Source organism: Streptomyces spinoverrucosus, assembly GCF_015712165.1.
GTDB lineage: Bacteria > Actinomycetota > Actinomycetes > Streptomycetales > Streptomycetaceae > Streptomyces > Streptomyces spinoverrucosus_A.
The window spans coordinates 2737983-2750704 of the sequence record NZ_JADPZX010000001.1; the positions used below are offsets into that span (position 1 = coordinate 2737983).

Annotated in this window: 12 protein-coding genes and 1 pseudogene; 8 read left to right on the plus strand and 5 right to left on the minus strand. The window is 70.2% G+C overall.

What is annotated here, in order from left to right; translation table 11 throughout:
* The first annotated feature begins 128 nt into the window (after positions 1-128).
* Positions 129-719, plus strand: a complete 591-nt coding sequence (locus I2W78_RS12185; protein WP_196459440.1) for an N-acetylmuramoyl-L-alanine amidase — start codon at positions 129-131, stop codon at positions 717-719.
* Between the two features lie 21 nt (positions 720-740).
* Positions 741-1643: a 1-aminocyclopropane-1-carboxylate deaminase/D-cysteine desulfhydrase gene (locus I2W78_RS12190; RefSeq protein WP_196459442.1), complete on the plus strand. Its 903-nt coding sequence runs from the start codon at positions 741-743 to the stop codon at positions 1641-1643.
* A 6-nt stretch (positions 1644-1649) separates the two neighbouring features.
* Here the strand turns inward: I2W78_RS12190 and I2W78_RS12195 are convergent, their stop codons facing one another.
* Positions 1650-3245: a Na+/H+ antiporter gene (locus I2W78_RS12195; RefSeq protein WP_196459444.1), complete on the minus strand. Its 1596-nt coding sequence runs from the start codon at positions 3243-3245 to the stop codon at positions 1650-1652.
* 61 nt (positions 3246-3306) lie between these two features.
* Between I2W78_RS12195 and I2W78_RS12200 the strand changes: the two genes are divergently transcribed.
* From I2W78_RS12200 to I2W78_RS12210, 3 genes and pseudogenes are all read left to right on the plus strand, one after another.
* Positions 3307-3567, plus strand: coding sequence for a UBP-type zinc finger domain-containing protein (locus I2W78_RS12200; protein ID WP_196459446.1), 261 nt, complete (start codon positions 3307-3309; stop codon positions 3565-3567).
* Positions 3568-3827: 260 nt separating this feature from the next.
* Positions 3828-4241, plus strand: a complete 414-nt coding sequence (locus tag I2W78_RS12205; RefSeq protein ID WP_015657891.1) for an anti-sigma factor — start codon at positions 3828-3830, stop codon at positions 4239-4241.
* Between the two features lie 17 nt (positions 4242-4258).
* Positions 4259-5481, plus strand: a pseudogene (locus I2W78_RS12210) (RNA polymerase sigma factor SigF).
* Between the two features lie 24 nt (positions 5482-5505).
* Here the strand turns inward: I2W78_RS12210 and I2W78_RS12215 are convergent.
* On the minus strand, positions 5506-5958 hold the full coding sequence (locus I2W78_RS12215; RefSeq protein ID WP_196459448.1) for a hypothetical protein: 453 nt from the start codon (positions 5956-5958) through the stop codon (positions 5506-5508).
* Between the two features lie 158 nt (positions 5959-6116).
* On the opposite strand from I2W78_RS12215, the gene I2W78_RS12220 reads away from it, so the two are divergent.
* Both I2W78_RS12220 and I2W78_RS12225 read left to right on the plus strand, forming a co-directional pair.
* Positions 6117-7085, plus strand: a complete 969-nt coding sequence (locus I2W78_RS12220; protein ID WP_196459450.1) for a diacylglycerol/lipid kinase family protein — start codon at positions 6117-6119, stop codon at positions 7083-7085.
* Positions 7086-7406: 321 nt separating this feature from the next.
* Positions 7407-7664: a WhiB family transcriptional regulator gene (locus I2W78_RS12225; RefSeq protein WP_003992873.1), complete on the plus strand. Its 258-nt coding sequence runs from the start codon at positions 7407-7409 to the stop codon at positions 7662-7664.
* A 221-nt stretch (positions 7665-7885) separates the two neighbouring features.
* Here the strand turns inward: I2W78_RS12225 and I2W78_RS12230 are convergent, their stop codons facing one another.
* Complete coding sequence (locus tag I2W78_RS12230; protein ID WP_196464525.1) at positions 7886-9352, minus strand: sensor histidine kinase; 1467 nt, start codon at positions 9350-9352, stop codon at positions 7886-7888.
* A gap of 367 nt (positions 9353-9719) precedes the next feature.
* Entirely contained in the window at positions 9720-10367 is a 648-nt protein-coding gene (locus I2W78_RS12235) for a TetR/AcrR family transcriptional regulator (RefSeq protein ID WP_374222661.1), read from the minus strand.
* A gap of 88 nt (positions 10368-10455) precedes the next feature.
* Between I2W78_RS12235 and I2W78_RS12240 the strand changes: the two genes are divergently transcribed.
* On the plus strand, positions 10456-11208 hold the full coding sequence (locus I2W78_RS12240; RefSeq protein WP_196459454.1) for an SDR family oxidoreductase: 753 nt from the start codon (positions 10456-10458) through the stop codon (positions 11206-11208).
* 178 nt (positions 11209-11386) lie between these two features.
* On the opposite strand, the gene I2W78_RS12245 is transcribed toward I2W78_RS12240, so the two are convergent.
* A complete protein-coding gene (locus I2W78_RS12245) occupies positions 11387-12475 on the minus strand; it encodes an SIS domain-containing protein (protein ID WP_196459456.1) in 1089 nt (362 codons plus the stop codon).
* Between the last annotated feature and the right edge of the window lie 247 nt (positions 12476-12722).

Genomic DNA, 12722 nt, shown 5'->3' on the forward strand with positions numbered 1-12722 from the left:
CTGCGCCCTGACCGAATCGGCTCGTTCGCCGTGCGAACGGATGGTTCCGTTTCTCCGCGATTCGGTACAAGCAGCGTGTACGAGGCGGCCGCGACGGGCGGTCGTCGCGCCGCACGAAGGAGGCACTCATGGCCTCACCCTTGTCCGCGAACCGTTTCCTCGACTGCCTGCGGGACGAAGGCCTCACCGTCGTCGAGGTGGGCGACTGGAGAGACCACAACCGCAACCACGTGGGACCGTGGGGCCCCGTGCACGGCGTGATGATCCACCACACCGTGACCCGGGGCAGCGCCTACACGGTGGAGCTCTGCCGGAAGGGCTACGAGGGCCTGCCCGGCCCGCTGTGCCACGGCGTCATCACCAAGGACGGCAGGGTCCACCTCGTCGGCTACGGCCGCGCCAACCACGCGGGCCTCGGCGACGACGACGTCCTGCGCGCGGTGATCGCGGAGAAGGCACTGCCGCCGGACAACGAGAAGAACACCGACGGCAACCGCCACTTCTACGGCTTCGAGTGCGAGAACCTCGGCGACGGCGAGGACCCCTGGCCCGAGGCGCAGCTGGAGGCCGTCGAGCGGGGGGCCGCGGCGGTGTGCCGCGCGCACGGCTGGACGCACCGCTCGGTCATCGGTCACCTGGAGTGGCAGCCGGGGAAGGTGGACCCGCGCGGGTTCACGATGGACGCGATGCGCCGGCGGATCGCCGAGCGGCTGAAGTAGCCCACGGGCGACAATGGCCGGGTGACCAGCCCCGACACCCTCGCGACCCTGCACCCGCGGCTCCCCTCCCCGGTCCGGGAGGCGCACGACGACCGCTTCGCGCGGCGGGGCGTACGGCTTCTCCTCAAGCGTGACGACCTGATCCACCCCGACCTCATCGGCAACAAGTGGCGCAAGCTCGCGCCCAACCTCACCGCGGCGCACGGCCGCACGATCCTCACCTTCGGTGGCGCGTACTCCAACCATCTGCGCGCCACCGCCGCCGCGGGCCGCCTCCTCGGTCTCGCCACCGTCGGCGTGGTCCGCGGCCAGGAACTCGCCGACCGGCCCCTCAACCCCTGCCTCGCCCGGTGCGCGGCCGACGGCATGCTTCTGCAATTCGTCGACAGGTCGACGTATCGCCGCAAGACCGACCCGGACACCCTCGCCGCCCTGCTGCGCGAGGTCGGCGCCGAGGACGCGTACGTGGTCCCCGAAGGCGGCAGTAACTCAGCGGCCGTACGCGGCTGCCGGGCTCTCGGCGAGGAGCTGCGCGGGCAGGCGGACGTCGTCGCGATCGCCTGCGGAACGGGCGGCACCCTTGCGGGGCTGGCGGCGGGGCTGGGCCCGGGGCAGCGGGCGCTGGGGATACCGGTGCTCAAGGGCGGCTTCCTGCCCGCCGACATACGGCACCTCCAGGCGGCCGCCTTCGGCGGGCCGCGCGGCGACTGGCACCTAGACGACCGCTTCCACTTCGGCGGCTACGCCCGCACCACCGACGAACTCGACTCCTTCGCCGCGGACTTCGAGAACCGGCACGGGCTGCCCGTCGAGCGTCTGTATGTCGCCAAAATGCTGTACGGACTTGCCGCCCTGGCCGAGGAGGGCGCCTTCGCGCGCGGGAGCACGGTCGCGGCCGTCGTCACCGGCCGGCCCTTTCCCTGAACCCGCTCAGGTCGTTTCCCGGTACGCCGCCGCCTCCTCCAGATCCAGCCGGCGCAGCAGCGTCCGCAGCATCTCGTCGTCGATATACCGACCGTCGCGCAGCTTCACGAACACCTCGCGCTCGGCGCTGATCATCTCGCGGGCGAGGCGGCGGTAGGTGTCGTCGGCGGTCTCGCCGGTGATGGGGTTGGGCTGGCCGAGGCGTTCCCAGACGGCGTTGCGGCGGCGTTCCAACACCGCGCGCAGCCGGGCGGCGAGCGGCTCGGGCAGGGCGTTGCGCTCGTCGGCGAGGAGTTCGTCGAGGCGCTGCTCGGCGACGCGGGACGCCTGGGCCTGGGCGTTGCCCTCGGCGAGTGTCTCGGCCTGGACGTCCCGGCCGGGCAGTTTCAGCAGCCGGATCAGCGGGGGCAGGCTGAGGCCCTGGAACACGAGGGTGCCGATGACCGTGGTGAAGGTCAGAAAGAGAATCAGGTTGCGGCCGGGGAAGGGCTCGCCGCCCTCCACGGTCTGCGGGATCGAGAAGGCGATGGCGAGCGAGACCACGCCCCGCATCCCGGCCCAGGAAATGATGAACGCGCCCTTCCAGGTGGGGTTCGCCTCGCGTTCCCGGATCCGCGCCGACAGCATCCGGGGCAGGAAGGCCGACGGATACACCCACACGAAACGGGCCACGACGACCACCAGGAAAACGGCAACCGCGTACCAGGCGGCCTCCAGTCCCTCGTACTCCCCGAGCCCCTCGAGCACCACCGGCAGCTGGAGGCCGATGAGGGCGAAGACCGAGGACTCCAGGACGAAGGCGACCATCTTCCACACCGCGTCCTCCTGGAGGCGGGTGGCGAAATCGACCTCCCACGCGCGGTGTCCGAGAAAGAGGGCGACCACGACGACCGCGAGGACACCGGAGGCGTGCACCTCCTCGGCGACGGCGTACGCGACGAACGGGATCAACAGGGAGAGGGTGTTCTGGAGGAGGGGCTCCTTGAGGTGGGTGCGCAGCCAGTGGATCGGCACCATGAGGACGATTCCGACGCCGATGCCGCCGATCGCCGCGATCAGGAACTCGCCGATTCCGCCGGCCCAGGTGGCGCCCTCGCCGACGGCGGCCGCGAGGGCGACGCGGTAGGCGGTGATCGCCGTGGCGTCGTTCACCAGGGACTCGCCCTGGAGGATCGTGGTGATCCGGGACGGCAGTCCGACCCGGCGTGCGATCGCCGTGGCGGCGACCGCGTCCGGCGGCGCCACCACCGCGCCCAGCACCAGCGCCGCGGTCAGCGGCAGACCCGGGACGATCACATAGGCGGCCCAGCCGACGACGAAGGTCGCGAAGAGCACGTACCCGACCGACAGGAGCGCGACGGGCCGCAGTTGCGCGCGCAGGTCGAGGTAGGAGCTGTCGGTGGCCGCGGTGTGCAGCAGCGGCGGCAGGATCAGCGGCAGCACGATGTGCGGGTCGAGGTGGTAGTCCGGGACTCCGGGGATGTACGACACCGCGAGGCCGACCGCGACCAGCAGCAGCGGCGCGGGTACGGGGGTGCGCCGGCCGACCGCGGCGATCGCGGCACTGCCCGCCACCAGCATCAGCAGTGGCATCACGTCCATGGTTCTCGCCCACCCTCGTTCTCGGCGCGACCTTCGCCACGCCCGTCGTAACCTGGCAATCATGAAACAGTGCACGCACTCCGACGAGCTGCCGCACCAGGAACCCGGCCCTCTCAGCGAGACCTGCCCCGTGTGTCTGGCGGAGGGAGTGCATCCCGTGCAGCTGCGGCTGTGTCTCACCTGCGGCTTTGTCGGCTGCTGCGACTCCTCACCGGGCCGGCACGCGACCGAGCATTTCAAGGAGTCCGGTCATCCGGTGATGAGGACGTTCGAACCGGGGGAGAATTGGCGATGGTGCTTCGTGGACCACGTGCTCGTGTGACCGCCTCGTGACCTCCCGAACCGACGGTTCGAGCGTCTGACGTGTGGGTACGTCAATCCGGCGCGCGCTCTTCCCAATTGGGGGCGCCCACCCTCTAGCCACTGTGCGTATTCATGTGTTTACTATGAGTGACAGCAAGGGGTTGGGGTCCCGGGGACAGGTAGGTTCCTGGCGCGGTAGCGTCACCGCTGAACACACTTCGCGTTACCCCGAGGGGCGACCATCGGCCCCGTAGAGCTTGTACCACCTTGGAGGTGAGGGTGTCCCAGATCGCAGGCGAGCCCGCGACCCAGGACTTCGTGGAAGTCCGGCTGCCGGCCGCGGGTGCCTACCTGTCGGTGCTGCGGACGGCCACGGCCGGCCTCGCGGCCCGTTTGGACTTCACCCTCGACGAGATCGAGGACCTGCGCATCGCGGTGGACGAGGCCTGCGCGATCCTGCTCCAGCAGGCCGTGCCCGGCTCGGTGCTCAGCTGTGTCTTCCGGCTCGTCGACGACTCGCTGGAGGTCACCGTCTCGGCGCCCACGACCGACGGTCACGCCCCGTCGCGGGACACCTTCGCCTGGACCGTGCTGTCCGCCCTCGCGGGCAAGGTCTCCTCCGCCGTGGACGACGACAAAACCGTTTCGATCAGCCTCTACAAACAGCGCGGCGCGGGACCCGGGCCGGCGTGAGGAACGGGGACGGGCCGGTGCGGGACGAAGAGCGCGGCACACGGGAGCTGCCGACGGGGGTGCCCTCGGGTACCCCTGGCTCGAGCGGAGCCGAGAGCTTGGGGGACGATCCGAGCGGTGCCCGTCGCATGACGGACGGCATCGACGGCATCCCCGAGCAGGCCCGGCCACACCCGGAGGACGACTCCGACTCGACGGAGGCCGGCTTCCTGGACGACGGGCAGCGGGATCAGGAGGGTGCCGTGCAGAGTACGCCTCTGGAGCGGCGGATCGGGGTGTCCCCTGGCCATGGGGGTCCCCCGCTCGAGCGAAGTCGAGAGTGGGGGAGGAGGCGAGGGCTCGGGGAAGGGCGACGGGCGGGACGATGAGCGAGCACGAGCGATACGCGGAGCAGGACGTGCAGGACGTGCCCGACGCGCAGCACAACGCGCACGACACGCCTGACACGGCGGCCGCGCGCGGCGCACAGCCCACGCACCACGATCCGCAGGACCGCAGCGGAGCGCGTGCGCTGTTCGTGGAGCTGCGCCGACTGAAGGACGGCAGCCCGGAGTACGCGGAGCTGCGCAACCAGCTGGTCCGGATGCACCTGCCGCTCGTCGAGCACCTCGCGCGCCGCTTCCGCAACCGCGGCGAGCCGCTGGACGACCTCACCCAGGTCGCCACCATCGGCCTGATCAAGTCCGTCGACCGCTTCGACCCGGACCGCGGCGTCGAGTTCTCGACGTACGCGACACCGACGGTCGTCGGCGAGATCAAGCGGCACTTCCGCGACAAGGGCTGGGCGGTGCGCGTGCCGCGCCGGCTCCAGGAGCTGCGGCTGTCGCTGACCACGGCGACCGCCGAGCTGTCGCAGCTGCACGGCCGCTCCCCCACGGTCCACGAGCTCGCCGAGAAGCTGGCGATCTCGGAGGAGGAGGTCCTGGAGGGCCTGGAGTCCGCCAACGCGTACTCCACGCTGTCCCTGGACGTCCCGGACACCGACGACGAGTCCCCGGCCGTAGCCGACACCCTCGGCGCGGAGGACGAGGCGCTGGAGGGCGTGGAGTACCGGGAGTCGCTCAAGCCGCTCCTGGAGGACCTCCCGCCGCGTGAGAAGCGGATCCTGCTGCTGCGCTTCTTCGGCAACATGACCCAGTCGCAGATCGCTCAGGAGGTCGGCATCTCGCAGATGCACGTGTCCCGGCTCCTCGCCCGGACGCTGGCGCAGTTGCGGGAGAAGCTGCTGGTCGAGGAGTAGCCGGCCGGTCGAGGCCGGCCGGCGTCACTTCTCCGCGTTGCCGGGTCCCCGGATTCCGAGGGCCCGGGTCGTCTCGGGGTTGAGCAGCAGGATCAGGGCGGCGACGGCGACGACCGCCAGCGCGATGCCGCCCGGGATGGCGATGCTGTCGGCCTGCAGCAGGTTGTACGCCACCGGCAGCGAGATGATCTGCGTGATGAGGGCCGGGCCGCGGCTCCAGCTGCGCCGACCGAGCAGTCCGCGCGCGGCGATCAGCGGCAGCAGCGCGAGCACCATCAGCGTGACGCCTCCCGTCACGGCCTGCTGCCGGTCGTCCGGGTGCCCGGTCAGTCCGAGGACCAGGATCCAGACGCCGCCGACCACCAGCGCGAGCCCCTCCAGCGCGGCCAGCGCCGCCGCCACGGTCAGCCGGACGGGACGGGGGCCGGCCTCTTCGGCGGCTTCGGAAGCGGGGGTGGGGTTCTGCTGAGAGCTCACCCCTGAAGGGTAGCCCTCGCCTCACCGGCGCCTCGGAAGGCCCCGGGCACGTCCCGCGCAGGCGTCCGATCACCCGTGTCCAGGCTCACGCCTCGATCCCCCGACCGATCCCCGGTCCGGCCTGTGCCCGGTACCACCCAGTAGGTACCCTGCCAGTCATGCGTGCACTTCTCGTGGTCAATCCGGCGGCAACCACCACAAGCGCACGTACGCGCGATGTCCTGATTCATGCCCTCGCCAGCGAGATGAAGCTGGAGGCGGTCACCACCGAGTACCGCGGGCACGCGCGCGACCTGGGCCGGCAGGCCGCGGAGAGCGACGACATCGACCTCGTGGTCGCCCTCGGCGGCGACGGCACGGTCAACGAGGTCGTCAACGGCCTGCTGCACAACGGCCCCGCCCCCGGCCACGTCCCCGGCCTCGCCGTGGTTCCCGGCGGTTCCACCAATGTCTTCGCCCGCGCCCTGGGTCTGCCCAACGACGCCGTCGAGGCGACCGGCGCCCTGCTGGACGCGCTGCGCGAGGGCAGCGAGCGGACCGTCGGACTCGGCCTGACCTCGGGCACGAGGGGCACCGAGGACGAGGCGGTGCCGTCCCGCTGGTTCACCTTCAACGCGGGGCTCGGCTTCGACGCCGGTGTCGTCGGCCGGGTCGAGCAGCAGCGCGAGCGCGGCCGGAAGTCGACGCACGCGCTTTACGTCCGTCAGGTGCTGCGCCAGTTGCTGGGCGAGCCGAGCCGCCGGCAGGGCGCGATCACCCTGGAGCGGGCGGGCGAGGACCCGGTGACGGATCTGCTGCTGTGCATAGCGTCGAACACCGCCCCCTGGACGTTTCTCGGCAATCGCCCGATGTACGCCTCGCCCAAGGCGTCGTTCGACACGGGACTCGATGTGTTCGGCCTCAGCCGGATGTCGACGGCCGCGGTTGCCCGGTATGGCACCCAGTTGCTTACTTCGTCCCCCGAGCGTGGACCCCGTGGCAAGCATGCCGTCTCGCTGCACGATCTGAGTGAGTTCACCTTGCATTCGAAGGTGCCGCTGCCCCTTCAGATGGACGGTGACCACCTGGGACTGCGTACCAGCGTGACGTTCACAGGCGTACGCCGTGCACTGCGTGTGATTGTGTGAGCAGAAGGGGCTAAAGTCCTTTCACTCGAACGTTTAGGCCAGGGTCCACCCCATGGAAGTACGGCTGTGACCTAGTCGACACCGAGGAATCAAAAAAAACTTTCCGGAAGGGGTTGTATCCGCCGCCGAGGTTTGCGAGTCTCTACATGGCGATCGGGACGGCCCGCAACACCGGCCTCAACAGATCACCGGAACCCCTCTTCAAAACCAAGGACCACGCCGGGGAAGACTCGGCGGTCGGCCCTTCAGTTGTTGAGGGATTCGTGAAAGCGTTCACATTCACAAGCAATCTTCACGTAATACCAAGGAGAGGTAGCAGCCATGGACTGGCGTCACAACGCCGTTTGCCGCGAGGAAGACCCCGAGCTGTTCTTCCCCATCGGCAACACCGGTCCTGCGCTGCTGCAGATCGAGGAAGCCAAGGCCGTCTGCCGTCGCTGCCCGGTGATCGAGCAGTGTCTGCAGTGGGCGCTCGAGTCCGGCCAGGACTCCGGCGTCTGGGGTGGTCTCAGCGAGGACGAGCGCCGCGCCATGAAGCGCCGCGCCGCCCGCAACCGGGCCCGTCAGGCCTCCGCCTGACATACCCACCCCGCTGACAGCCTGAGCTTGGCGGCGCGTACAGCGAGTACGCATCTCCCGCCCCCGAGCCGCAGCGCGCAGTACCCCGATGCGCACTGGCCCCGGACCGTTCCCACGGTCCGGGGTTCTTTGCTGTGCGGGTACGTCGGTTCTGCTGCTTTGCAGGGCCGTCACGTCTGCCGTTTGGGCGGGGCCTTCACGTCTGCCGCTGTGCGGGTACGTCACTTCTGCGCGCGTACCGGGATGTCCAGGATGACCTGCGTGCCGCGCTCCGGTGCCGGGACCATGTCGAACGTGCCGCCCAACTCGCCCTCCACCAGCGTCCGTACGATCTGCAGGCCGAGGTTGCCGGAGGTGCTCGGGTCGAAGCCCTCGGGCAGGCCGACCCCGTCGTCCTGCACCGTGACCAGCAGGCGGGCCTCCTTCGTCGTACCGCCCCGCACGGCCGACACCTCGACCGAGCCCGTGTCCCCTTCGCCGAAGCCGTGTTCCAGGGCGTTCTGCAACACCTCGGTGAGCACCATCGACAGCGGGGTGGCGACCTCGGCGTCCAGGATGCCGAAGCGGCCGCTGCGCCGGCCGGTGACCTTGCCCGGGGAGATCTCGGCGACCATCGCCAGCACCCGGTCGGCGATCTCGTCGAACTCCACCCGCTCGTCCAGGTTCTGAGAGAGCGTCTCGTGCACGATCGCGATCGAGCCGACCCGGCGTACCGCCTCTTCGAGGGCCGCGCGGCCGCGTTCGGACTCGATGCGCCGGGCCTGGAGGCGGAGCAGCGCGGCCACGGTCTGGAGGTTGTTCTTCACCCGGTGGTGGATCTCCCGGATGGTGGCGTCCTTGGTGATCAACTCCCGCTCGCGGCGGCGCAGTTCGGTGACGTCCCGGAGCAGGACGAGGGAACCGATGCGGGTGCCCTTGGGTTTGAGCGGAATGGCCCGGAACTGGATGACCCCGTCGTTGGCCTCGATCTCGAACTCGCGCGGCGCCCAGCCGCTGGCCACCTTGGCCAGCGCCTCGTCCACCGGGCCCCGGGTCGGGGCGAGTTCGGCGGTCGTACGGCCGAGATGGTGGCCCACGAGGTCGGCCGCGAGGCCCATGCGGTGGTAGGCGGACAGCGCGTTCGGGGAGGCGTACTGGACGATGCCGTCCGCGTCGAGCCGGATCAGGCCGTCGCCCACGCGCGGTGAGGCGTCCATGTCGACCTGCTGGTTCGCGAAGGGGAAGGCGCCGGCCGCGATCATCTGCGCCAGGTCAGAGGCGCTCTGGAGATACGTCAGCTCCAGGCGGCTCGGGGTGCGCACGGTGAGGAGGTTGGTGTTGCGGGCGATGACACCGAGGACGCGGCCCTCCCGTCGTACCGGAATCGACTCGACGCGGACGGGGACCTCCTCGCGCCACTCCGGGTCGCCCTCGCGCACGATCCGGCCCTCGTCCAGCGCCGCGTCCAGCATGGGGCGGCGGCCGCGCGGGACGAGGTGGCCGACCATGTCGTCCTGGTAGGAGGTGGGGCCCGTGTTGGGCCGCATCTGGGCGACCGAGACATAGCGGGTGCCGTCGCGGGTGGGGACCCACAGGACCAGGTCGGCGAAGGAGAGGTCGGAGAGCAGCTGCCACTCCGAGACCAGCAGGTGGAGCCACTCGAGATCGGAGTCGTCGAGGGCGGTGTGCTGGCGGACCAGTTCGTTCATGGAGGGCACGTCTGCGAGCGTACCCGGCGGTTTGTGCAGGTCCTAAAAGTATCTGGACGGAGCCGGAAACACCCGCGGGCCGCGGCGCCTGGGAGGGACCCTCAACCCTCCCGGCACCGCAGCCCGGAGCAGCATCGGCCGTGGGGTGTGCGGTCCCGGTCGGCCGAAGGATGAGGAGCCGGAGCAGTCAGGGCAGAGAGCACCGGTTCCTCGGTCCGCCTTCCTGTGCGGGGAAGACGGAGGCTCTTCGTTTCTACGTCGCGCTCCCACGCATTGTGGACTAGACCACTACCCGTGTCCATGCGTTGGGGCGGATTGTTGTTGAAGCCTGTGTGTTGTTGGCGCTTCGCAGCCTAACCCGCCTGGCTCACGTACGGGGCCAGATGGCCATGGCAATTTCCGCGAGAGCCTCCAGTTCCTCGCGACTCGCGCCGTCGCGCGCCTGTTGGGACATGCCCTGGATCATCGCGCCGGTGTGACGGGCGAGGGCGGCGGCGTCGGCGCCGGGGGGTAGCTCGCCGGTGGCAATGTCCGCTTTTATGCGGGTTTCAAAGGCGGCGATGTTGGCGTTGCGCCGCTCCCGCAGGGACTGTTCGACCTCGGGGGTGGCGCAGTTGGCGGCGGCGTGGATGACGAGACAGCCATGCGGATGCCCCGGTTCCGTGTACTGGACGGCGACTTCGCGCAGGGTCCGCTCTACGGCGGCCCGGGCGGTGGGCTCCTCGGTGAGGGCTCGGTCGACGACGAAGCCGTACCTCGTGCCGTACTCCTGGACGACCTCCTCGAAGAGGGAGCGCTTGTCGCCGAAGGCCGCGTACAGGCTGGGGGCGCCGATGTCCATGACGCGGGTGAGGTCGGAGACGGACGTGGCCTCGTAGCCGTGCTCCCAGAAGGCCAGCAGGGCCTTCTCCAGCGCGGTCGCGCGATCGAAGGAGCGGGGGCGGCCGCGGGGCCTGCCCTTCGTCTTGCTCTCCCCGACGTTCCCGGTCCCCTGACTGCTCACCATGGAGGGCATTTTATAGCGGCCACTAGAGAAATGTCGGCGGGTTGTTGTACGGTCTTTTCTGTAGCGATCGCTAGAAAAATTCGAAGGGGGCGGCGGCATGGGCATGCTCACGGGCAGGACGGCACTGGTCACGGGCGCGAGCAGGGGCATCGGGCGAGGAATCGCCGAGCGGCTGGGGCGGGACGGCGCGCGGGTCGCGGTCCACTACGGAAGGAACGAGGCGGCGGCAAAGGAGACGGTGGCCGCGATCGAGGCGGCGGGCGGCTCGGCGTTCACGATCGGCGTGGAGCTGGGGCTGCCGGGGGACGCCGAGGCACTGTGGGCGGAGTTCGACCGGCACGCCGACGGACTGGACATCCTGGTGAACAACGCCGGTATCGGCAACACCCGCCCGATCGACGTGATCGCCGAGCAGGAGTACGACAAGGTCTTCGCGGTGAACGTGAAGGCGCCCTTCTTCATCGTCCGCCAGGGCATGGCGCGACTGCGGGACGGCGGCCGGATCATCAACGTCTCGTCGGGGCTCGCCCGGACCGCGGTGATGCCGGACAACATGGCGTACGCGATGACGAAGGGCGCGCTGGACGTCTTCTCCCGGGACCTGTCCAAGGTGCTCGGCCCTCGGGGCATCACGGTGAACTCGGTCGCGCCCGGGATCATCGACACCGACAACACGGCCGGGCTGTTGTACGGAACCGAGGGCGGGTGGGCACAGGCCGCCGCGATATCGGCCCTCGGCCGGGTGGGCGAGAGCGCCGACGTCGCGGATGTGGTGGCGTTCCTGGCCTCGGACGGGGGGCGGTGGGTGACCGGGAGTTGGGTGGATGCGACCGGGGGTTCGCTGACGTAGGTGTGCCCGCTTGGGTGCGCTCACGCCCGGTGCGCTTCCTTGGGTGCGCTCAGTCCCGGTGTGCCTTGGGTGCGCTCACGCCCGGTGCGCTTCCTTGGGTGCGCTCAGTCCCGGTGTGCCTTGGGTGCGCTCACGCCCGGTGTGCTCCCTTGGGTGCACTCACGCCCGGTGTGCTCCCTCAGCGTGTCTCCGTCACCTTCGCCAGCGCCCGGGGTGCGTCCGGGTCCTGGCCGCGGGCGATGGTGACCTCGTGGGCCAGGAGCTGGAGCGGGATGATCTCCAGGATGGGCTGGACCTCCTCGGCGACGTCCTCGGTGGGCAGGACGAAACCGGCGGAGGCGCGTTCGACCTGGCTCCGGGGTCCGATGACGACCAGGTCGGCGCCTCGGCCGCGCAGCCGGTCGAGGACAGGCTGGAGCGCCTCCCCGCCCTTGCCGTCGGTGACGACCGCGATGACCGGGGAGACGTTGTCGACCATGGCCAGGGGGCCGTGCAGCAGATCGGCGCCGGAGTAGGAGAGGGCCGGGATGTAGCTGGTCTCCATCAGCTTCAGGGCGGCCTCCTTGGCCGTGGGGTAGCCGAAGCCGCGTGAGGTGATCACCATGCGTTCGGCGAAGCGGTAGCGGGCGGCGAGGGTGCGCACCTCGTCGTGCCGGGCGAGCAGGTGCTCGGCGAGACCGGGCAGCACCCTGGCCGGGGCGCCGTCGCCGCCGCGCAGGCCCTCGACGAAGAGGTACAGCGCGAGGAGGGAGGCCGTGTAGGTCTTGGTCGCGGGGAGCGCCTTCTCCGGTCCGGCCAGGATGTCGATGTGGTACTCGGAGACGCCGGCCAGTGCCGAGTCCCGGTTGTTGGTCACCGCCAGGGTGATCGCGCCGGCCTCGCGGGCGGCCCGGGTGGAGGCGACCAGGTCCGGGGAGCCGCCGGACTGGCTGACGGCGATGACGAGGACGTCGGTGAGGTCGGGGCGGGCGCCATAGGCCGTGGTGGTGGACATGGAGGTGAGGCCGCAGGGCAGGCCGAGGCGGACTTCGAGGAGGTACTTGGCGTAGAGAGCTGCGTTGTCAGAGGTGCCGCGGGCGGTCAGCAGGACGAAGCGGGGTTTGCGGGCGGCGATGTCCTGGGCCACCTGACGGATGGCGGGGGCGCCCTTCTCCAGGATGCGGCGCAGTACCGCGGGCTGCTCGGCCATCTCCCGCGCCATGATCCGGCCGGGGACCTCGCTGTGGGGGGCGTGGGGGTCGTGAGGGTACGGGGTCGTGGCGGTCATGTGGGTTCCTCTGCGTCTCGGCCCTCTGTCGCTGGCTCGCTGAGTCACTTGCGCTGCTGTGCTGATGTGCTGCTGGGTGCTGGGGTGCGGTGATGTGGCGCTGTGGTGCCGTGTCTCCCGACAGGACCATTCCACTCCCCCGCCCGGGCTCCCGCCTCCGCGTGAACGAACCCTTCGGCTTGTCTTCACCTGGGGTCCGGGCACACCCCTCTGTTAGATTGGTCTAAACCACATGCCCCTTCCGGGT

Excerpts from the sequence above, each read along its gene's own strand:
- I2W78_RS12185 (WP_196459440.1), top strand. The coding sequence starts at position 129 with ATGGCCTCACCCTTGTCCGCGAACCGTTTCCTCGACTGCCTGCGGGAC.
- I2W78_RS12195 (WP_196459444.1), bottom strand. The coding sequence starts at position 3,245 with ATGGACGTGATGCCACTGCTGATGCTGGTGGCGGGCAGTGCCGCGATC.
- I2W78_RS12200 (WP_196459446.1), top strand. The coding sequence starts at position 3,307 with ATGAAACAGTGCACGCACTCCGACGAGCTGCCGCACCAGGAACCCGGC.
- I2W78_RS12220 (WP_196459450.1), top strand. The coding sequence starts at position 6,117 with ATGCGTGCACTTCTCGTGGTCAATCCGGCGGCAACCACCACAAGCGCA.
- I2W78_RS12225 (WP_003992873.1), top strand. The coding sequence starts at position 7,407 with ATGGACTGGCGTCACAACGCCGTTTGCCGCGAGGAAGACCCCGAGCTG.
- I2W78_RS12230 (WP_196464525.1), bottom strand. The coding sequence starts at position 9,352 with ATGAACGAACTGGTCCGCCAGCACACCGCCCTCGACGACTCCGATCTC.
- I2W78_RS12235 (WP_374222661.1), bottom strand. The coding sequence starts at position 10,367 with ATGCCCTCCATGGTGAGCAGTCAGGGGACCGGGAACGTCGGGGAGAGC.
- I2W78_RS12240 (WP_196459454.1), top strand. The coding sequence starts at position 10,456 with ATGGGCATGCTCACGGGCAGGACGGCACTGGTCACGGGCGCGAGCAGG.
- I2W78_RS12245 (WP_196459456.1), bottom strand. The coding sequence starts at position 12,475 with ATGACCGCCACGACCCCGTACCCTCACGACCCCCACGCCCCCCACAGC.